Origin of the sequence: Janthinobacterium sp. 35, assembly GCF_002754575.1 — a bacterium.
Lineage (GTDB): Bacteria > Pseudomonadota > Gammaproteobacteria > Burkholderiales > Burkholderiaceae_D > Janthinobacterium > Janthinobacterium tructae.
In genome coordinates, this window is record NZ_PEFN01000001.1 from 2,048,140 (window position 1) to 2,066,122 (window position 17,983).

Genomic DNA, 17,983 nt, shown 5'->3' on the forward strand with positions numbered 1-17,983 from the left:
AAGCACGGGCGAACCCACGCTGGCCCCTAGTTTATCATCCGGCACGCTCGCGCACGGATTTTCCCCCTTTTTCCGGCGCCGGCGGCGTTTTTTCCGGCACTTCGACGGCCTGTTCCGGCCCGGGCGGCGGCGTCAGCTGCACCAGTTGCTCCATCAATTGCGCAAAGCGCTGCTGTCCCGGTGCGATTTTGTCTACATACAACAACACTTCCATGGCTTCGGCCGCCAATTCCGCCTGGTAACCGCGTTGCTCCAGGAACGACACGATGATTTGCGCGGAATTGAACAGGATGCGCAGGTTGTTCGGCAGTTTTTCGCGTGCCGCGCGCATCCAGGCGACCGCCTCGTTGAGCTTGTCCGTCTTCCACAGCAGCACGCCCTTGTTCATCAAGTCCGACGCTTCCTTGCGCGCAGCGATGATCAGGCTGGTGCCTTCGTCGCCCATCTTGGCCTTGTCGAAGATCTTTTGCACCTCGTCCTGTACCACCTGGTTATCGTGGTTGTTCTTCACCACGTAGCACAGCAGGCCGGCCGGCGCATCCTTGACGCCGACGGCGAACAGCAGGGTCGCCAGTTCCATGCAGATACTTTTTTCGGGCCGCGCCGGGTCTTCCAGCAGCATGGCTTCGAGTTCGTCGCCGCACTTGCGCGCGCGCCGGTAATCGCCCGTTTCGTGGTGCACCATGCCTTCCGTGATCTTCGCGCGCAAACCAATTTGCTCGGGCGGGAATTCACGCTGCGCCAGCAGCAGCCATTGCAGCGCCTCCTTGGCATCCTTCTTCAGGCCGCACACGCGCGCCAGGCCCAGGTAGGCGTCCGGCGTCTTCATGACGGAAAATTCACCGATGGAAATACACTTGCGAAAAGCCTTTTCCGCCATGCTGACATTGCCGACTTTCAAGGCGGCCAGCCCCAGATTGCGCTGGCGCGGCACCGAATTGGGCGACAGGCGCGCCGCCTTTTCCAGCACGCCGCACGCTTCCTCGTGCTGGCCCATCAGCTGGTAAGCGACGGCCATCTGATCATAGGCATCGATGTAATACTTGTTTTCGACGATCACGCCCTGGAAGATTTGCCGCGCCGCCTCGTGCTCGCCGTTATTCATGCGGATCTTGCCCAGACCCGCCTTGGCCCAGCTGTAATCGCGCTCGGCCAGCACTTTTTCGTACACGGCGCGGGCCTTTTCCGGCTCGCCACTTTTCAGCAGCAAACTGGCCTTCATGCGCAGCAATTCCAGCGCGTGCAGCTTGTTGAGCTCGATCTGCGCGTCGCATAATCTGGCGGCGCGCAAATAATCCTTTTCCATGCAGGCCTGGTCGATTTCGCGAAACACCTGCTTCTTGTGCCACACGCGGTTCAGCCGCGTCAGCAGCACGCCTTCCGTGATGGGTTTGATCAGGTAGGCGTCGGGCTGGTGCTCGGCCGCGCCCATCACCGATTCCACGCTTTTCTCGGCCGACACCATCAGCCACACGCTCGACGGCGCCGTCAGGTTGCGCACGCGCGTCTCTTCCAGCACTTGCTGGCCATTCTTGCCTTCACCCAGGTTGTAATCGCACAGCACCACGTCATAGCGCGTCTTGGCCAGCAGCTTCATGGCTTCGCCGCCGCTGGCCGCCTGGTCGATATGGCGCGCGCCCAGGTTGCGCAAGGATTCGCGCAGCAGGATGCGAATGCCGATGAAGTCGTCGACCAGCAGATAATGCTTGTCGGCCCAGTCGGTGCTGCCCGCTTCGGCGGCGGTGGCGTGGCTCTCTGTCGTCATGAATTCCTCGTTCAGGGCAGGCGCAGGATGAAACAGCCGCCGCCCAGCGCGCCGCCATTTTCCAGGGCGATGCTGCCGCTACGGCCCCGGTGCTTGTGCATCTTCGCCACTTCGCTGGAGAAATACAGGCCCAGTCCCGTGCTGTTGGTGGAAAAGTTCACGCCGGCCGCCATGCCATCCATGGCTGCGCTGCCCGCGTCGAGCAGCGCCTGCGAGTAGCCGTCGCCATTGTCGTCCACGCGCAGCTCGAGCATGTCGTCGTGCTCCTGCACCGACAGGCGGATCGTGTCCTTCGTGTAGCGGATGGCGTTGTTGATGGCATGCGCCAGCACGCCGATGACCAGGTCTTCATCGAGGGTCCAGATCAGCTCGGCCGGGCAAGCCGTCTCCAGGCGGATGCCTTTCGAGGCCAGCAGGATCTTTTCCTGGTCCACCACCTGGTCGACCACCTGGCTCACCAGTTGCGGCTGCACGTCAAACGGGTAGCCGGGCTTGCCCACTTCCTTGTACAGGGCCAGCAGCTGGATCAGGTTATCGTTGAGGCGCTTGGTCTGGTACAGCATTTGCGCCATCTGCAGATAGGCGGGGTCGGCCTGCGGCGCGGGCTTGGCCTGCTCGGCCGCCAGCAGCGACTCCAAAGTGCCGCTGACCACGCTGATCGAATTTTTCATGTCGTGCACGGTCGACGCCAGGAACAGGAAAAGCTCGGGCGAGCTGTGTTGATTTTCCACCGGATATCTCCTTGGGCCGCAGCTTCAATATTGCCAAGGATAAATTATACCGCCAGCCTGCAGACGCCAGCCAGCCGCGCGCAAAGTCCGTGACCTGACGCAACAATGCCGCCCCCGCTGGCGCAAGGGCGGCATAGTCTTGATAAGCCGGCAAGATCAGCGGCGCGCACCCGCCAGGCGGCGCACCACCGCGATCATCCGGTCGATTTCCTCATACGTGTTGTAGAAGGCGAACGATGGCCGCACGGTCGCTTCCACGCCGAAGCGGCGCAAAATCGGCTGGGCACAGTGGTGGCCCGAGCGCACGGCGATGCCCTCGTCGTTCAGGGCACGGCCCACTTCCGCCGGCTCGTAGCCGGCCAGCACGAACGAGGCCACGCTGGCCTTCTCGAATGCGGTGCCGATCAGGCGCACGCCGGCAATCGCCTGCAGCTGGTGCGTGGCGTATTCCAGCAGCGCGTGCTCGTAGGCGGCGATGTTGTCCAGGCCGATGCGCTGCACGTAATCGATGGCCGCACCCAGGCCCACGGCATCGGCGATATTGCCCGTGCCCGCCTCGAAACGGTTCGGCACGCCCTGGTAGACGGTGCGCTCGAACGTCACGTCGGCGATCATGTTGCCGCCGCCCTGCCATGGCGGCAGTTGCTCCAGCAAGTCCGCCTTGCCATACACGGCGCCGATGCCCGTCGGGCCGAACACTTTATGCCCCGAAAACACGTAAAAATCCGCACCCAGCGCCTGCACGTCCACGCGCAGGTGCGATACGGCTTGCGCGCCATCGACCAGCACGCGCACGCCGGCCGCATGCGCCAGCGCGATGATCTGTGCCACGGGCGTCACCGTGCCCAGCGCATTCGACACCTGCGTCACGGACACCAGCTTGGTGCGCCCGTTGAGCAGCTTGCGGAATTCATCGACGATGATCTGGCCGCTGTCGTCGACGGGAATCACGCGCAGTGTCGCGCCCTTTTCCGCCGCCAGTTGCTGCCACGGCACGATGTTGGCATGGTGCTCGAGCTGCGAGACGATGATCTCGTCGCCGCTGCCGATGTACTTGCGGCCAAAGGTATTGGCGATCAGATTGATGCCTTCCGTGGCGCCGCGCACGAAGATGATTTCATTGGCCGAGGCGGCGCCCAGGAAATGGGCCACCTTGGCGCGCGCGGCCTCGTACGCATCGCTGGCGCGCGCCGCCAGTGCGTGCGCCGCCCGATGGATGTTCGAATTCTCGTGCGCATAGAAATACGCCACGCGGTCGATCACCGACTGCGGCTTGTGCGTGGTGGCCGCATTATCGAACCAGGCCAATGGCTTGCCGTTGACGCGCTCTGCCAGCACGGGAAAATCGCGCCGCACGGCGTGCACGTCGAACGGCGCGGGCGCCTGGCGTTGGCCCGGCTGCGTCGCCGCGGGCAACTCGGTCTGGAAATAGAACGCGGGCTGGCTGTTGGACGGCGTCACGGGCAGCTGGTGCGCGGGCGCGCGCTGCGGCGTGGCATCGGGGGCCACCTGTCCCAGCCCCTGCTGCGCCAGGCCATCGAGCTTGCCGTTCGACGCGGGATAGCCATGCGCGCCACCGACAAAATAGTAGGGCGACGGTGCACTGAGGGCGGATAGCCGTGGTGTCGGCACGGAAGCCGGCGCCGGCGCAATCGGCGACTCCAAAGGTGCCGTCACGGGCGGCACTTGCGCCGTCGCCACGCCGGGGGCGATGGCGGCGAACGAAGGTCCGGGCTGCGGCGGCGGCCGGTGCGCGTAGCGGGGCGCCGCATCGAGCACGCTGCCGGAACCGCCAAGGCTGGGTGACTTGTCCAACGCAGGGGCCAATCCCGGCAGGCGCGCAAAAAACTCACCGGCCAGCCGGTTCACGGTCGCTTCGTCGGGCAGAAACGGGACGGCGGGCAAGGCCGCCGCGCCATCACTTGTAGGTGTCTGGGTAGTCATGGTATTTACCGATCTCCACGTCTTCCAGTACGGCCAGCGCATCGTCGGTCAGCACGGCCAGCGAGCAATACAGCGAAATCAGATAGGACGAAATCGCGTGGCGGTTGATGCCCATGAAGCGCACGGACAGGCCAGGGCTTTGCTCACCCGCCAGGCCAGGCTGGAACAGGCCGATCACGCCCTGGCGCTGCTCGCCCGCGCGCAGCAGGATGATTTTCGTCTTGCCGTCTTCGATGGGCAGTTTGTCGGACGGCACCAGCGGCACGCCGCGCCAGGTCAAAAACTGCGAACCGAACAGACTGACGGTCGGCGGCGGCACGCCGCGGCGCGTGCATTCGCGCCCAAAAGCGGCAATCGCCAGCGGGTGCGCGAGGAAGAAACCCGGCTCCTTCCACACTTTCGTCAGCAGTTCGTCGAGGTCGTCCGGCGTGGGCGCGCCCGTCAGGGTAAAGATGCGCTGGTCGTCATGCACGCTGGCCAGCAAGCCGTAGTCGGGATTGTTGATCAGTTCGCTTTCCTGGCGCTCCTTGATCGTCTCGATGGTCAGGCGCAGCTGCTCCTTGATCTGGTCGTGCGGGCTGCTGTACAGGTCCGACACGCGCGTGTGCACGTCGAGCACCGTGCTGACGGCATTGAGAAAATACTCGCGCGGCTGGTCGTCATAGTCGACGAAGGTTTGCGGCAGTTCCGACTCGTCGCGCTGCGAGCAGGCCACGCGCACATCCTTCGGATTTTTCACGCGATTGAGGCGGTAGATACCCGCTTCCACGGGCAGCCATTGCAGCAGGTGCACCAGCCAGCGCGGCGTGATCGTGGATAACTGGGGGACGCTCTTGCTTGCATTGGCCAGCTGGCGCGCGGCGTTGTCGCCCAGCGCGAACTGGTTCTCTGTTGCTGCTGTCATGACTACTCCTGATGAGAAAAGTGAATATGCTTATCTGAAAAACGAATAAAGTATCGAGTACCCCTCTCTTTTCCTCAACATGCTATCGCCATCAACGCGGCGTTTTCAATGACCTAATCCACCAGCTCCGGTTCGCAGCGGGCCATCAATCCCGCCAGGCCGACACCCAGCGCGACGGCCAGCTTTTCCACCGTCAGCAGCGACGGCGTAGCGGCGCCCCGTTCGATTTCGCCGATGAAGGAGCGGTTCAAGTCGGCCGCTTCGGCCAGCCGCTCCTGCGACCAGCCATGCCCTTCGCGCAACTGGCGCACGGCCAGTCCAAACTGTTTGATCAACATGCTGTCCTCATGGGTGGTGGGCAAAAGCGGGGTGCGATGGCGCCGGTAAATCCGCTGCTTCCTGCTGGTTGTGCGCTTGCGCGACATGGCTGCCGGGCGCCACGCTGCGGGTCAGCCAGACATTGCCGCCGATGACGGAACCCTGGCCGATGGTCACCCGTCCCAGGATCGTCGCGCCCGCGTAGATGACCACGTCGTCCTGCACGATGGGGTGGCGCGCCAGTCCCTTTTTCAGCACGCCATCAAAGCCGACGGGAAAGCGCTTGGCGCCCAGGGTGACGGCTTGATAAATGCGTACCCGTTCGCCGATGATGGCCGTCTCGCCGATCACCACGCCCGTGCCATGATCGATGAAAAAGCTGCTGCCGATGTTGGCGCCCGGGTGGATGTCGATGCCCGTCTGCGAATGGGCCACCTCGGCGATGATGCGCGCCACCAGCGGCGCGCCGAGTGCATACAGGGTATGCGCCAGGCGGTAGTGGATGATGGCCAGGATGCCCGGATAGCACAGCAGCACTTCATCGACGCTGTGCGCGGCCGGGTCGCCATGGAAGGCGGCCGCCACGTCCGTGTCGAGCTGGGCGCGGATGCGCGGCAATGCGCGGGCGAAGCGCTGCACGATGGCCAGCGCCTGCTGTTCGATGGAGACCGTCTGCTGCAAGCCGTGCTGGCGCGCGTGGTAACTGAGTTCGCGCCGCACCTGTTCGTGCAATCCCGTGAGGGTCGTGTCGAGCGTGTGGCCGACAAAGAAATCTTCGCTCTCCTGCTGCAGGTCGAGGGGCCCCAGGCGCATGGGAAACAGGGCCGCACACAAGGCGTCGACGATATCGCGCAAGTGCTGGCGCGACGGAAATTCGCGCGCGCCGCACTCCTGGCTGCTGGCCAGCCCTTCGCGCCACTGTGCGCGCACGGCACGCAATTCATCGACGATCTGGCGCAGTTCCCATTGCGGCTGCGCGGCAAGGGAGGCGGGGGGAATGGCTCGCTGGTTCATGGTGGTCCCGGGAGGAGCGTTAATCTTGCAGCCAGGGCAGCGCATGCCAGCGCCAGCCACCGCTGTGGCCACGCTGCTGCTGCGCGTCGAGGTCGCCCTCGAAGCCTTGCGCGATATTGAAGACGTGCGTGAAACCCGCCTTGGCGGCCGCTTCGGCGGCTGCGGCCGAGCGCTTGCCGCTGCGGCACAGCAGCACCACGACAGCATCCTTGCCACCCACCTTCGCTTCCAGTTCGCGCGTAAAGCGGGGATTGCGGTGCATGGCCGTGCCGGTGGCCCACGCCACGTGCAGCGAGGCGGGCACGTAGCCGACGAACGTGCGTTCCTCGTTGGTGCGCACGTCGACCAGCACGGCTTTGCCAGCCTGCACCAGCTGCCATGCATCCTGCGCGCTGACGATGCCCGCATACGGCAAGCCCTGCGCCTGCGCCTGGGTGCGCGCAAGATTGAGCACCTCGTCAAAAGCCGCCTCGCCGTGCGCGGCGCGGGGGTCGAAAATCAGTTCTGCAGCAGCCATCGTTCCACCTCTTTATTCCGTCGTCAAAAACCAGCACGAGTCCACTGTAGCGAACTTATGTTGTTCGGAAAACAAATTAAAAAGAGTTTGGAAAGCTGGAAAACGTATATGGGGTCAGTTCCTTCGGAATCGGAATATGCCCCATTGGGGCATATTCCCCCTGAGGGTCCGACCCCAGAATTTGCCTCTGGGTGTCATCAGGAAGCGCGCCGGCGTTCGCGCAGCAGGAAGCGGGCTGGGTCCAAAGCAGCGGCCAATTGAATCTCCAGCGGCAACGGCTCGCCCTCCAGCTGGCAAGCCAGCAGCTCGGCCGCCAGCGGCGCCCAGATCAGGCCGCGCGAAGCGTACCCCAGCAAGCCAAACAGGCCGGGCCAGCGCGGCACATCGCGCAGGTGCTCGCAGCGCCCTGGCACGCCGGGATCGGGCAAGGCGCCCGCCAGCGGCAGGCGGTCCGGCGCCATGCAGCGAAAGCCCGTGCGCCCGGCCAGCGGCGCCTCGAACGGAGACAGATCGAGGATGTCGGCGATCTTCGCGATATTGTCGTGCTGGCTATCCATGCGCAGGCTGCTGTCTGCATCGGCAGCATAGGTCGCGCCCACACACACGACGCCCTGGTATGCCGGCGTCATGTAGGCTTCGCGGCAGACGACGAACGGCAACGATGGCAGACTGCCTTCGGCCAGGTGCGTGACCTGGCCGCGCACGGCGTCCAGCGGCAGGCCGGCCGCCTGTTCGAAATCGACTGCCCCCGTGCCGGCCGCCAGGATGACGGTAGGCGCCGCCGCGATCAGGGCTCCGTCCGCATCGCGCACCAGCCACTCCTGATCGCCACGTTCCAGGCGCAGGGCGCTGCTGGAAAAGCGCCGCGTGAGCAAGGTGCCGCAAGCGTCCAGCATGGCCGCGCAGACGGAAGACGGACGCGCCCAGCCACCCTGTGCGAACCACCAGGCGCCGTCTGGCGCCGGCGCGCCCAGCATGGCGCTCGCCTCGGGCGCTTCCAGCCAGCGGGCAAATTCGCGCGGATACAGGCCACTGCCGGCGATCTGCCGCTGCACCTGCGCATGCGCGCCGTCGCGCGCCAGGTGCAGCACGCCGCTTTGCGCACCCTCGATGGCGGCGCCGATGCCGCCCAGGTCTTTCCAGCGGCGCAGCGAGTACAGATAGGCGGCGCGCGTCAGGCGCGTGGCGATGTTGTCGTCCTTCGACAGCAACGGCATGAAGATGCCGGCCAGGTTGCCCGACGCTGCGCTGGCCGGCTGCGCGTGGCGCTCGATCAGGGTCACCTTCCAGCCGCGCGCGGCCAGCCGTTCGCAGGCGGCCGCGCCGGCCACGCCCGCACCGATGACGATGGCGCGCCGCTCGGGCACGGTGACGGCCGCGTACTCTGCGCGCCGCGCATAAAACACGGCGCGCAAGCGGCTTTCGTCGAAGACAAAACCAGTCTGTTGCAACTGCGTGCGCTGTGCCTCGTCCAGGTGCAGCGCATGCAGCTGGCCGCCATCGAGCATCAGGCGCGCCAGCACCGCCATGGCGGCAGGCACCCAGGCCAGCAGCACTTCATCGACACGCGCCGACAATTGCGCCAGGCAGGCATCGGGCTCGCCGATCAGCACATCGAGCGTGACGATGCCATCGTGCGAGACCATGCGGTGCAGGCCCGGCACGCAAAGCGGCCACTGTGCGCGCCACTGCTCGGGCAAGTGGCTGGCATCGACGGGACGCGGCGCCAGCGCGATGTAATGCAGGCGGCGACCGCCATGCGCCGCACAGGCGGCGCCAAAGCGGGCGCCGTCAAAATCCGTGTCGAGCAGGACCAGCGCGCGGCGCATCAATGCCCCGCGCGGCAAAAGCAGGCCGGCGCATGGTCGTTGACCATGCCGATACCCTGCATGTAGGCGTAGACGATGGTCGAGCCGACGAACTTGAAGCCCAGCTTGAGCAAGTCTTTCGACAATGTGTCGGACAAGGCCGTCTTGGCGGGAAACTCGCCCGGCTGCCAGCTGTTGACGATGGGCTGGCCATCGACATACGCCCACAAAAAGCTGTCCAGGGTCTGGCCTTGCGCACGCAGGCGCAAATAGGCTTGCGCATTCGTGATGGCCGCCGCCACCTTCAGGCGGTTGCGCACGATGCCGGGGTCCGCCAGCAACTGTGCCACCTTGTCCGGGCCATACGCGGCGATCTTCTCCGCGTCCCATTCATCGAAAGCGGCGCGGTAGGTGTCGCGTTTATTCAAGATGGTTTCCCAGCTCAGGCCAGCCTGCGCGCCTTCCAGGTTCAGCATCTCGAACAGCCGGCGCTCGTCGTGGCAAGGCACGCCCCACTCCGTGTCGTGATAGTCGAGGTAGCGGGGATTGGCCGGGTTGGCCCAGGTGCAGCGGGTAATAGTCATGGTCGTGTTCTTCATGTGCGGGCAAGCACCAGTATAGTTTATCGGCCGCGCAGCAGGCGCCCCAGTTCCAGCAGGCCGTGCTGCATCTCTGCCGGGGCAATCGCGGCAAAGCCCAACAGCAGCCCGGGCGGCGTGGCGCAGGCGGCACCGGCGTCAGGGTCGGCATAGTGCCCCAGCGGACGCAGTTCGATGCCCCGTTCCAGCCCCGCGCGCGACACCGTTTCTTCATCATGGCCAGCGCGAAAGTACGCGCACAATTCCAGGCCGCTGTCGGCCGGGCCGCACACGAGCTGGTCGTCGAGTTCGTGCGCCAAGCCGCGCACCAGCTGATCGCGCCGTTCGGCATTGCTGTCGCGCGTGCGGCGGATATGCCGGCCAAAGTGGCCCTCGGCGATGAAGTCCGCCAGCGCCATCTGCGGCACGATGGCCGTGTGGCGGTCCATCACGGCCTTGGCCTGCACCAGCGCCTCGGCCAGCGCGGGCGGCGCCACCATGTAACCGAGGCGCAGGCCGGGGAACAGCACTTTCGACATGGTACCCACGTAGACCACGCAGCCATCGCGGTCCAGGCTTTGCAGGGACGCCAGCGGCGCGCCCGTGTAGCGGTACTCGCTGTCGTAATCGTCCTCCACCAGCCAGGCCTTGTTGTGTGCGGCCCAGGCCAGCAGGGCCAGGCGGCGCGGTAAACTCATGCTCACGCCCAGCGGCATCTGGTGCGACGGCGTCACATAGGCCAGCTTCGCCTGCGGACAGTGCGCCACGCCATACGCCACGTCCAGCCCCTGCGCATCGACGGGAACGGGAAAGACGCACGCGCCGGCCGCGCGCAAGGGACCGCTGGCGCCCCGGTAGCCGGGCGACTCCATCCAGGCCGCGTCGCCCGGTGCCAGCAAAATAGTCGAGAGCAGGAACAGCGCCTGCTGCGAACCGGAGGTGATGACGATCTGCTGCGGCGTGCACTGGACGCCACGCGAGGCCTTCAGGTACACGCACAGCAGCTCGCGCAGCGGCAGGTAGCCGGCCGGGTCGCTGTAGCCGAAATGATGGTCGGGGCGGCGCCAGCGCCGCGCTTCCAGGCGGTTCCACACGTCGAATGGAAAATGGTCGATGCGCGGCATGCCGACGCGGAAAGCGCGCAGCGGGCCCCGGTGGAACGCCACCTGGCGCATGGCCGCCACCACACCCTGCCCGCGTGCCGACAGCGGCCGCAGCAGGCCAGGTGGATCCATCTTGCCGGCCGGCGCGGCCACCGGTACGGACAAGGGAACGTCGCGGCTGACAAAAGTGCCGCGTCCCACGGCGCCATCGAGATAGCCTTCCGCCGTCAACAGCGCATACGCATTGAGCACCGTCTGGCGCGACACGGCCAGCAGGCGGCAAAAATCGCGCGTGGGCGGCAGCTGCATGCCGGGACTCATGCGGCCATCGAGGATGGCGGTCTTGATGGCCGCATACAGCTGGCGGAACAGCGGTTCGGTGGTGCCGCGCTGCAGCGGCAAGGCGGCGATGATCTGGTTCAGGTGGGAAGCTGGCATGGTGGCGCTCTTGAATTGGTAGCTTCAAGATAGCACTTATTGGCTGTTTTAAATAGCCAAGACTGGCGCTAAGATGACGCATCCCCTCTTACTCCCGTGGAGCAACCATGCATCAGTTTTTCGCCACCGTGGCCTGGCAGCGCGACGGCCAGGATTTCGCCAGCCAGCGCTATAGCCGTGGCCATGCATGGCAGTTCGACGGCGGCCTGACGGTACCCGCCTCGTCGTCGCCCTTGTCCGTGCCGCTGCCCATGTCGGTGGCAGCAAATATCGACCCGGAAGAAGCGCTGGTGGCCGCCACATCGAGCTGCCACATGCTGTTCTTCCTGTCGCTGGCAGCGCAGCGCGGCTACGTCATCGACGACTACCGCGACGACGCCGTCGGCGAGTTGGGAAAAAATGCCGCAGGCCGCCTGGCCATGACGCGCATCGCGCTACGTCCACGCATCGTGTTTTCCGGCGCGGCACCCTCGCCAGAAGCATTGGCCACCCTGCACCACGACGCGCACGAGCGCTGCTACATCGCCAATTCGCTGACGGCCGATGTGGTCGTGGAAGGCGTCGCCTAGATGTACACGCCCGCCACCTTCCGCGAAGAACGCCTCGACGTGCTGCATGGCCTGATCGACGTGCATCCGCTGGGCGCGCTGGTGCGCCACGGCAAGGATGGCCTGTGCGCCGACCATCTGCCGTTCGAGATCTCCGCACCCACGCCTGACGCCCCGTTCGGCATCCTGCGCGCCCACGTGGCACGCGCCAATCCCGTGTGGCGCGCGGCGGGCGAAGAAGATGAATGCATGGTGATTTTCCAGGGGCCGCACGCCTACATCACGCCCGCCTGGTATGCGGAAAAGCAGCGCAGCGGCAAGGAAGTCCCCACCTTCAACTATGCGGTGGTGCACGCGCACGGCCCCCTGCGCGCCATCGACGACGCGGCATGGCTGCTGGGATTGGTGGAGCGGCTGACGGCACGCCATGAGGCAGATCAAGCCGCGCCGTGGCGGGTGAGCGATGCGCCGGCCGCCTATATCGACAAGCTGTTAAAAGCCATCGTCGGCATCGAAATTGCCCTCACGCGCATCACGGGAAAATGGAAGCTGGGACAGAACCGCAGCATGCAAGACCAGGCCAGCATGGCGCATGGTCTGGCGCTGGACCATCAACCCGGTGCGGCGCAGGCGCTGGGTGCGCTGATCGCCGCGAACGTCAAGCCAGCCAGCTGACGGCCGCCGAAAACGTCAAAAACGACAGCGCCGTCGACACTAAAATGATGCGGGCGATGCGCGCCGTGTTCGCCCCGAAGCGTTCCGACAGCAGCGAGACGTTGCTGGCGCTGGGCAGGCACGCCACCAGCACCATGCAAGTCAGCGCGAACGGATCGAGCGGCGCGCCCAGCGCGATGGCCGCGTGGCCGATGCCCCATACCAGCAGCGGATGCAGCAGCAGTTTTTTCAGCGCCACCGGCACATATTCCCCCAGCGGCGCCGGGTCGCTGGTGCTCATCTGCGAACGGGCCAGCACGGCGCCGATGGTAAACAGGGCGACAGGAGAGGCGGCATCGGCCAGCAGGCCCACCGTCTGCGTCAAAGGCTTGGGCAAGGCCAGTGCCTGCCACGACGTCAAGGCGCCCAGCACGATCGCCCATGGCATGGGATTACCCACCATGCCCTTCATGGCGTTGACGACGGCCGTGCGGCTGCCGTGCGCGCCGCCGCTGCCGATGCGCGACAGGGCGATGCACAGCGAACTGGTAATGAGCAAGTCGACGACGATGGTGACGATGACGGGGCCCGAGGAACGCGGCCCGAGCAAGGTCAATAGCAGCGGCACGCCCATGAAGCCGGTGTTCGGGAAGGCCGCCACCAGCGCGCCGAAGGCGGCGTTGTTCCAGTCGATGCGGTGGCTCAGCGTCATGGCCATGGTGACGCCCACCATGATCAGCGCGCATAGCAGGTAGACGCCGAACACGCTGGCGTCGAGCAGTTGGGCGATGGGCGTGGCGGCGCCGAAGCGGTACAGCATGCAGGGCAGTGCGAAGTACAGGACAAAACTGTTCAAGCCACCGATGGCGGCCAGCGGCAGCAGCGTGCGCCGCACGGCCAGGTAGCCGCACAGCACCAGGGCGAAGAACGGAAAGGTGATGGCGAGGATGGTCAGCATGGAGCGCCATTGTAGCGCGCCTCGTGCAGCATCCCCTGGCGCAGGCCGCTCGCACGGCCATGGTTGACGCTGGGCGCGGATCTCGCCTGCCGTCGCGCCTTAGGCCAGATGCCCTTCTGCCACCCAGCCCCGGTTGGCTGGCGCTGGCTTCGGTTTGGGTGCGATGCCGCTGCTTTTTTCCGCATCGAGGATGATGCTGCGCATGCTGTCGCTGGCGGCCGGCCCCGGCGCAAACGCGTAGTACTCATCATTGATGGGCAAGCCCGTCATGGCATCGACCAGCACGGGATCGGCAGCCAGGCCCGTGTCGCGGCTGGCGATGACGAGGCTGGCGCCTTCCGGCGCGAAATTTTCATTGCCCCAGGCGATAAAGGCCAGCAAGACGGGCTTGAAGGCGCGCCCGGACTTGCTCAGCACATAGTCGTAGCGCGGCGGCTTGGCGCAATACAGGCGGCGCGTCATCAAGCCGCCCTCCACCAGGTCCGCCAGGCGGCGCGTCAGGATGGTGGGGGCGATCTTGAGGCTTTTTTCAAATTCGTCGAAGCGCGTCTTGCCATAAAACGCTTCGCGCAGGATGAGGATGCTCCACCATTCGCCCACCTTGCCCAGGCTGCGGGCAATCGGGCAAGGCAAATTGTTAAAGTTGGTATGTTTCATGACCATCTCCTCACATTAATTCAACACAACAATCGAAAAAATCTCAGTTGCAACACGGAAACATGTATTTTCCTGCGCGACGAGGCCAGCCTCGGCACGGACAAGGCGGAGGTTGAGCCTCAGGAATGCAGGTATCGGGCGCCGGTGCCGCTCAGGTAGCGCGTGGTGCAGGTCACACGCACGCTCATATTGACGTTCAGATACACGGCCGCGTCGGCGCCACGCGGCAGCAGTGCCGTGCTGGCGGCAACGATAAGGTGGGGGGAAATAACTCGCAACATGATACCTCCTGATGATCGAACATCATTAATGAGCCCGTCAATATGAAGGACGTCGAGGATAGTCACGGTATTGCCGGCGTTTTTTGGGGCACGCAAACCAGGACAACAAAATATCAGCGCCGAGAGCCAGGAACCTGAGGGCGTCGGTTTTTTGCCGCATTTGCAAAACAGATTTTTTAATAATCGACATTGCTTTAAGTCAATGCATGGGTGAATTATTAGCGATCTGGGAAATCGCCGCTTCTTCTGGCGGAGAAACCTCTTTTGAAACACGAGAAAAGCAGAAAAAAAAGAAAAAGCGAGGCATAATAAGCCACACTTGCTTTTTGGTTAAGTCATCCATGCCATGCCATTGACCAGCGAAACCGTCAAAAAAAACATCTTGATCGTGGACGATTCCGCGTTCGAGCAACGCATGCTGATGGAGCTGCTCAGCGAGCAGCCCTACCGTTTCAGCATCGCGTTCAACGGCTACCAGGGCTACCAGCTGGCATTGGCCACGCATCCCGACCTGATCCTGCTCGACGTGCGCATGCCCGAGATGGATGGCTACACGGCATGCCGATTGCTCAAGGCCAATCCCGAAACGGAACAGATACCCGTCATCTTTCTCAGCGGCGCAGATGCCGCCAAGGAACGCATCATGGGCTTGCAGGTGGGCGGTGTCGACTACATTTCGAAGCCGTTCACGCCGGAAGAACTGGCCGCGCGCATCCATATCCACCTGGGGTTGATGCGTAAGAGCAACAGTACCTTGCCAGCCACGATGCCTATCCGCGACAAGCCCCAGCATCCCGACCTGGTGTTCGTCAATGCCGTCAAACAGCTCATTCTCGATAACCTGGGCAGCCTGCCCAACCTGTCCGAGATCGCCCGCAGCGTGGGCACCTACCGCGAAAAGCTGACCCTGATGTTCCGCGAACAAACGGGCATGACGGTGTTTGCCTTCATCCGCGAAGCGCGCATCGCCCGCGGCGTGGCATTGCTGCAGCAGACAGACATCGACGTGCAGGATGTCGCCCTGCTGATCGGCTTTCACAACGCGGGCAACTTCGCCACCGCCTTTCGCGAACGCATGGGCATGACGCCCAGCGCCTACCGCCAGCGCCTGCAGGAGCAGACGGGCCAGCGGCAGGTGTCAAACGGGCATTAGAACTGCTGATCAGAACTTGTAGTTCAGCTTGAGCGAGGCGAAGCGTCCGCGCGGGTCGGCCTGTGTATAGTCGAAGCCCGAGGCTGAGTAATCCCACGGTGCGCGTTTGTTGGCCAGGTTTTGCACGATGAAGGTGACGTTCGCCTTGGGTGTCACCTGCCAGCTGCTGGTCACGTCGAAGGTGCTGAACGCGGCCACCGATTCATCGAGATGCGTGTTTTGCGCATAGCTGCCCACATAGTTCCAGGTCAGCGTGGACGACCATTTTCCCTGCTCCCAGGTGGCCGAGGTGACGCCGCGCCATTTCGGGATGGAGCCGAAATAATTGGTGCCTGCGCCGTTCGTCAGCGGTGCGCCATCGGACAGCGGTTCGGCAAAGCGCAGCACGCGGCTCAGCTGGCCGGCCAGGGTCAGCTTGCCCCAGTCCTGGTCGACGAAGCGCTGGCGCAGGTCAAGGTCGATGCCCGACACTTCACGCTGTCCCTGGTTGCGGTACTGGCGGTACAGGGTCGTGATGCGGCCATCGGCGTCGCGCGTGATCTTCTGCGGCGCCGACGCTTCATTGGCGAGGGTGGTGGTGGCGCTTTCCGTGCCGATCACACCATCTTGCTTGATGCGGTAGTAATCGAGGCCGATGCTCGAGCTGCTGGTCGGCGAGACCACCACGCCCAGGTTCAGGTTATTCGACCGTTCCGGCCGCAGCGCCGTATTGGCGATGGTAATGGCCGTCACGCCGCGCGTCTGCGTCGGCGTGACAGGGTCCTTCGGATCGAGCACGCTGACATAGCTGACGGCCGTGCTTTGCGTGATTTCCGGCAGCGACGGCGCGCGGAAGCCGCGCGACACGGTACCGCGCACCAGCAGCCACGGCGCCGCCTGGTAGCGGGCGCTGGCTTTCGGCGAAAACGCATTGCCGAAATCGCTGTAATGGTCGGCGCGGCCCGCCACGTTGACGGACAGGTCTTTCACCACGGGCACGTTGAATTCGGCAAACAGGGCCGACACGCTGCGCGAGCCGTTGATGATGTTGATCGCCGGGCGCAGCTCCGTGCCCGACAGCACGGCCGTCGAGGTTTGCGAATCCATCTTTTCGCGGCGCCACTGAGCGCCAGCGGCAAAGCCCAGCGGACCGGCCGGCAGCTGCCACAAGTCTTTCGCGGCCGAGAAATCGACGGTGTCGAGGGTCGACTCGGCCGGACGCAGGGTCGACAGGCGCAGGCGATTGCGCACCGCTTCGCTGTTTTGCGACTGGTCAAAGAAGTTATAACTGCCGTCGGCCAGCACCTTCTGGAATTCATAGCGGTTGACGAAATTTTGCACCGTCTCTTCCAGCTTGCTGCTCGAATGGCCCACGGCCGCATCCCAGTCCCAGCCTGCCACGGTACCCTTGGCGCCGGCCAGCGCGCGGTAGAAGGTGACCTTGTCCTGCTTCAGGCGCGGCCCCAGGTCGAACAGGGTAGCCGTGAACGGCAGGGGCGTGGCACCGGGATTGTTCGGGTGGCCGACAGGCAGCACGACAGGAATGGTGTCGAGCGCCTGAGTGGCGTTGTTCCACACGCGCGTGGCATTGTTGACGGTGAGCGGCGCGCTGAAGGTCTGGTCGGCGCGCGAATAGCTGTGCAGCAAGTCGACATACGCTTCCGTATCCGCGTTCAGTTTGAAGGTGGCGCGCGCGGCCGTGTGCACGCGCTCGATGCCGGGAATCAGGGTTTTATACGGCGACGGGTTATACGCCAGCACTTGGCCCGTCTTGCCGGGCGTGATGTCGCCATAATTGACCAGTTGCAATGGTCCGCGCACGCCGCCCAGGATCCGGGTCGGGTCCGTGCCCGCGTAATTGGTGATGGCCCAGCCCAGGCTGCCCCGCTGCTGCTTGCGGAAGTCCGCATCGCGCATCCACGCCACGTCGCCTTGCTGCAGCTTGTCGCGCTGCTGCGCATCGATCGAGAAGACCAGGCTGTAGCCGTCTTCCTCCAGCTTGCCGAAACCCGTCTGCAGCGCCGCGCTCTTTTCATGCTGGCCCGTGCCTTGCGTCGAGCCGCCCCACTGCGCCGTGACGTCCGTGCCCGTGAATTCCTTGTACAGGATGATGTTGACCACGCCGGCCACGGCGTCGGAGCCGTAGATGGACGAGGCGCCATCCTTGAGCACTTCGATGCGCTGCACGGCCGCCATCGGCAGGCTGTTCAGGTCGACAAAGGTTTCCTGCAGGTTTTGCGCCGTCGCATAGCTGGCCACGCGCTTGCCATTGACGAGGATCAGGGTATTTTTCTGGCCGATGCCACGCAGCGACAGGCCCGAGGTGCCGGCCGAGAAACTGCCCGTATATTGTTCGTTGTAGCTGTTGCCACTGTTGGCGGAGATGGCGCGCAGCACATCCGAGACGCTGGTCTTGCCGCTGGCTTTCAATTCCTTGGCCGTGATGACCTGCACCGCGCTGGCGCCCTCCTTTTCGCTGACGCGGATATTCGAGCCGGTGACGTTGACCCGCAGCATGTCCTCCTCGGCGTGGGCAAGGATGGGGAAAGCGGGAAAGGCGGCGGCGATGGCAAGACTGATGGAGAGTGGTTTGAACATGGTTTCCTCTTATTGGGATTGAGCCTTTTTCCGAT

General features: G+C 64.4%; 18 protein-coding genes. 3 read left to right on the forward strand and 15 right to left on the reverse strand.

Translation table 11 applies throughout. The annotated features are described in order from the left end of the window. Nucleotides 1-34: 34 nt before the first annotated feature. The 10 genes from CLU93_RS09170 to pdxR form a co-directional block, all read right to left on the reverse strand. The gene (locus CLU93_RS09170) at nt 35-1,765 is read right to left on the reverse strand and encodes a tetratricopeptide repeat-containing response regulator (protein ID WP_099760841.1); all 1,731 of its coding nucleotides are present in this window, start codon (nt 1,763-1,765) and stop codon (nt 35-37) included. A gap of 11 nt (nt 1,766-1,776) precedes the next feature. After that, a complete protein-coding gene (locus CLU93_RS09175) occupies nt 1,777-2,496 on the reverse strand; it encodes a sensor histidine kinase (protein ID WP_099760842.1) in 720 nt (239 codons plus the stop codon). 156 nt (nt 2,497-2,652) lie between these two features. Then, nucleotides 2,653-4,440: a family 2A encapsulin nanocompartment cargo protein cysteine desulfurase gene (locus CLU93_RS09180; protein WP_099760843.1), complete on the reverse strand. Its 1,788-nt coding sequence runs from the start codon at nt 4,438-4,440 to the stop codon at nt 2,653-2,655. Continuing rightward, complete coding sequence (locus CLU93_RS09185; protein ID WP_099760844.1) at nt 4,415-5,344, reverse strand: family 2A encapsulin nanocompartment shell protein; 930 nt, start codon at nt 5,342-5,344, stop codon at nt 4,415-4,417. The genes CLU93_RS09180 and CLU93_RS09185 overlap by 26 nt, the downstream gene beginning before the upstream one ends. Before the next feature lie 113 nt (nt 5,345-5,457). Then, entirely contained in the window at nt 5,458-5,682 is a 225-nt protein-coding gene (locus tag CLU93_RS09190; protein ID WP_070305409.1) for a helix-turn-helix domain-containing protein, read from the reverse strand. Between the two features lie 7 nt (nt 5,683-5,689). Further along, a complete protein-coding gene (epsC, locus tag CLU93_RS09195) occupies nt 5,690-6,676 on the reverse strand; it encodes a serine O-acetyltransferase EpsC (protein ID WP_099760846.1) in 987 nt (328 codons plus the stop codon). A gap of 19 nt (nt 6,677-6,695) precedes the next feature. Continuing rightward, nucleotides 6,696-7,193 (reverse strand): rhodanese-like domain-containing protein, encoded by a 498-nt coding sequence (locus CLU93_RS09200; RefSeq protein ID WP_099760847.1) that lies wholly within the window; start codon nt 7,191-7,193, stop codon nt 6,696-6,698. A gap of 197 nt (nt 7,194-7,390) precedes the next feature. Continuing rightward, on the reverse strand, nt 7,391-9,022 hold the full coding sequence (gene mnmC, locus CLU93_RS09205; protein ID WP_099760848.1) for an FAD-dependent 5-carboxymethylaminomethyl-2-thiouridine(34) oxidoreductase MnmC: 1,632 nt from the start codon (nt 9,020-9,022) through the stop codon (nt 7,391-7,393). Then, nucleotides 9,022-9,585, reverse strand: a complete 564-nt coding sequence (locus CLU93_RS09210; RefSeq protein ID WP_099764316.1) for a DNA-3-methyladenine glycosylase I — start codon at nt 9,583-9,585, stop codon at nt 9,022-9,024. The genes mnmC and CLU93_RS09210 overlap by 1 nt, the downstream gene beginning before the upstream one ends. Nucleotides 9,586-9,623: 38 nt before the next feature. Continuing rightward, on the reverse strand, nt 9,624-11,120 hold the full coding sequence (gene pdxR, locus CLU93_RS09215) for a MocR-like pyridoxine biosynthesis transcription factor PdxR (RefSeq protein ID WP_099760849.1): 1,497 nt from the start codon (nt 11,118-11,120) through the stop codon (nt 9,624-9,626). Nucleotides 11,121-11,227: 107 nt separating this feature from the next. Between pdxR and CLU93_RS09220 the strand changes: the two genes are divergently transcribed. Then, a complete protein-coding gene (locus CLU93_RS09220) occupies nt 11,228-11,689 on the forward strand; it encodes an OsmC family protein (protein WP_099760850.1) in 462 nt (153 codons plus the stop codon). After that, the gene (locus tag CLU93_RS09225) at nt 11,690-12,343 is read left to right on the forward strand and encodes an FMN-binding negative transcriptional regulator (RefSeq protein ID WP_099760851.1); all 654 of its coding nucleotides are present in this window, start codon (nt 11,690-11,692) and stop codon (nt 12,341-12,343) included. On the opposite strand, the gene CLU93_RS09230 is transcribed toward CLU93_RS09225, so the two are convergent. The 4 genes from CLU93_RS09230 to CLU93_RS28190 all read right to left on the reverse strand — a co-directional run bounded on the left by CLU93_RS09230 (nt 12,327) and on the right by CLU93_RS28190 (nt 14,561). Further along, entirely contained in the window at nt 12,327-13,280 is a 954-nt protein-coding gene (locus tag CLU93_RS09230) for an AEC family transporter (RefSeq protein WP_099760852.1), read from the reverse strand. The two genes, CLU93_RS09225 and CLU93_RS09230, sit on opposite strands and share 17 nt — an antisense overlap. Nucleotides 13,281-13,379: 99 nt before the next feature. After that, nucleotides 13,380-13,937, reverse strand: a complete 558-nt coding sequence (locus CLU93_RS09235; protein WP_071080157.1) for a winged helix-turn-helix transcriptional regulator — start codon at nt 13,935-13,937, stop codon at nt 13,380-13,382. A gap of 119 nt (nt 13,938-14,056) precedes the next feature. Further along, nucleotides 14,057-14,218, reverse strand: a complete 162-nt coding sequence (locus tag CLU93_RS28185; protein ID WP_180287830.1) for a hypothetical protein — start codon at nt 14,216-14,218, stop codon at nt 14,057-14,059. A 199-nt stretch (nt 14,219-14,417) separates the two neighbouring features. Beyond that, nucleotides 14,418-14,561: a hypothetical protein gene (locus CLU93_RS28190; RefSeq protein WP_180287831.1), complete on the reverse strand. Its 144-nt coding sequence runs from the start codon at nt 14,559-14,561 to the stop codon at nt 14,418-14,420. 3 nt (nt 14,562-14,564) lie between these two features. Here CLU93_RS28190 and CLU93_RS09240 point away from each other — a divergent pair, with 3 nt between their 5' ends. Continuing rightward, the gene (locus CLU93_RS09240; protein WP_099760853.1) at nt 14,565-15,371 is read left to right on the forward strand and encodes a response regulator transcription factor; all 807 of its coding nucleotides are present in this window, start codon (nt 14,565-14,567) and stop codon (nt 15,369-15,371) included. Between the two features lie 9 nt (nt 15,372-15,380). On the opposite strand, the gene CLU93_RS09245 is transcribed toward CLU93_RS09240, so the two are convergent. Continuing rightward, a complete protein-coding gene (locus tag CLU93_RS09245; RefSeq protein WP_099760854.1) occupies nt 15,381-17,948 on the reverse strand; it encodes a TonB-dependent receptor in 2,568 nt (855 codons plus the stop codon). Between the last annotated feature and the right edge of the window lie 35 nt (nt 17,949-17,983).

Bases quoted from the DNA above. Each gene is read 5' to 3' on its own strand.
- CLU93_RS09210 (WP_099764316.1), bottom strand. From the start codon at position 9,585: ATGACTATTACCCGCTGCACCTGGGCCAACCCGGCCAATCCCCGCTAC.
- CLU93_RS09240 (WP_099760853.1), top strand. From the start codon at position 14,565: ATGCCATTGACCAGCGAAACCGTCAAAAAAAACATCTTGATCGTGGAC.
- pdxR (WP_099760849.1), bottom strand. From the start codon at position 11,120: ATGCCAGCTTCCCACCTGAACCAGATCATCGCCGCCTTGCCGCTGCAG.
- CLU93_RS28190 (WP_180287831.1), bottom strand. From the start codon at position 14,561: ATGGATGACTTAACCAAAAAGCAAGTGTGGCTTATTATGCCTCGCTTT.
- mnmC (WP_099760848.1), bottom strand. From the start codon at position 9,022: ATGCGCCGCGCGCTGGTCCTGCTCGACACGGATTTTGACGGCGCCCGC.
- CLU93_RS09245 (WP_099760854.1), bottom strand. From the start codon at position 17,948: ATGTTCAAACCACTCTCCATCAGTCTTGCCATCGCCGCCGCCTTTCCC.
- CLU93_RS09220 (WP_099760850.1), top strand. From the start codon at position 11,228: ATGCATCAGTTTTTCGCCACCGTGGCCTGGCAGCGCGACGGCCAGGAT.
- CLU93_RS09170 (WP_099760841.1), bottom strand. From the start codon at position 1,765: ATGACGACAGAGAGCCACGCCACCGCCGCCGAAGCGGGCAGCACCGAC.
- CLU93_RS28185 (WP_180287830.1), bottom strand. From the start codon at position 14,218: ATGTTGCGAGTTATTTCCCCCCACCTTATCGTTGCCGCCAGCACGGCA.
- CLU93_RS09185 (WP_099760844.1), bottom strand. From the start codon at position 5,344: ATGACAGCAGCAACAGAGAACCAGTTCGCGCTGGGCGACAACGCCGCG.
- epsC (WP_099760846.1), bottom strand. From the start codon at position 6,676: ATGAACCAGCGAGCCATTCCCCCCGCCTCCCTTGCCGCGCAGCCGCAA.
- CLU93_RS09225 (WP_099760851.1), top strand. From the start codon at position 11,690: ATGTACACGCCCGCCACCTTCCGCGAAGAACGCCTCGACGTGCTGCAT.
- CLU93_RS09200 (WP_099760847.1), bottom strand. From the start codon at position 7,193: ATGGCTGCTGCAGAACTGATTTTCGACCCCCGCGCCGCGCACGGCGAG.
- CLU93_RS09230 (WP_099760852.1), bottom strand. From the start codon at position 13,280: ATGCTGACCATCCTCGCCATCACCTTTCCGTTCTTCGCCCTGGTGCTG.
- CLU93_RS09235 (WP_071080157.1), bottom strand. From the start codon at position 13,937: ATGAAACATACCAACTTTAACAATTTGCCTTGCCCGATTGCCCGCAGC.
- CLU93_RS09190 (WP_070305409.1), bottom strand. From the start codon at position 5,682: ATGTTGATCAAACAGTTTGGACTGGCCGTGCGCCAGTTGCGCGAAGGG.
- CLU93_RS09180 (WP_099760843.1), bottom strand. From the start codon at position 4,440: ATGACTACCCAGACACCTACAAGTGATGGCGCGGCGGCCTTGCCCGCC.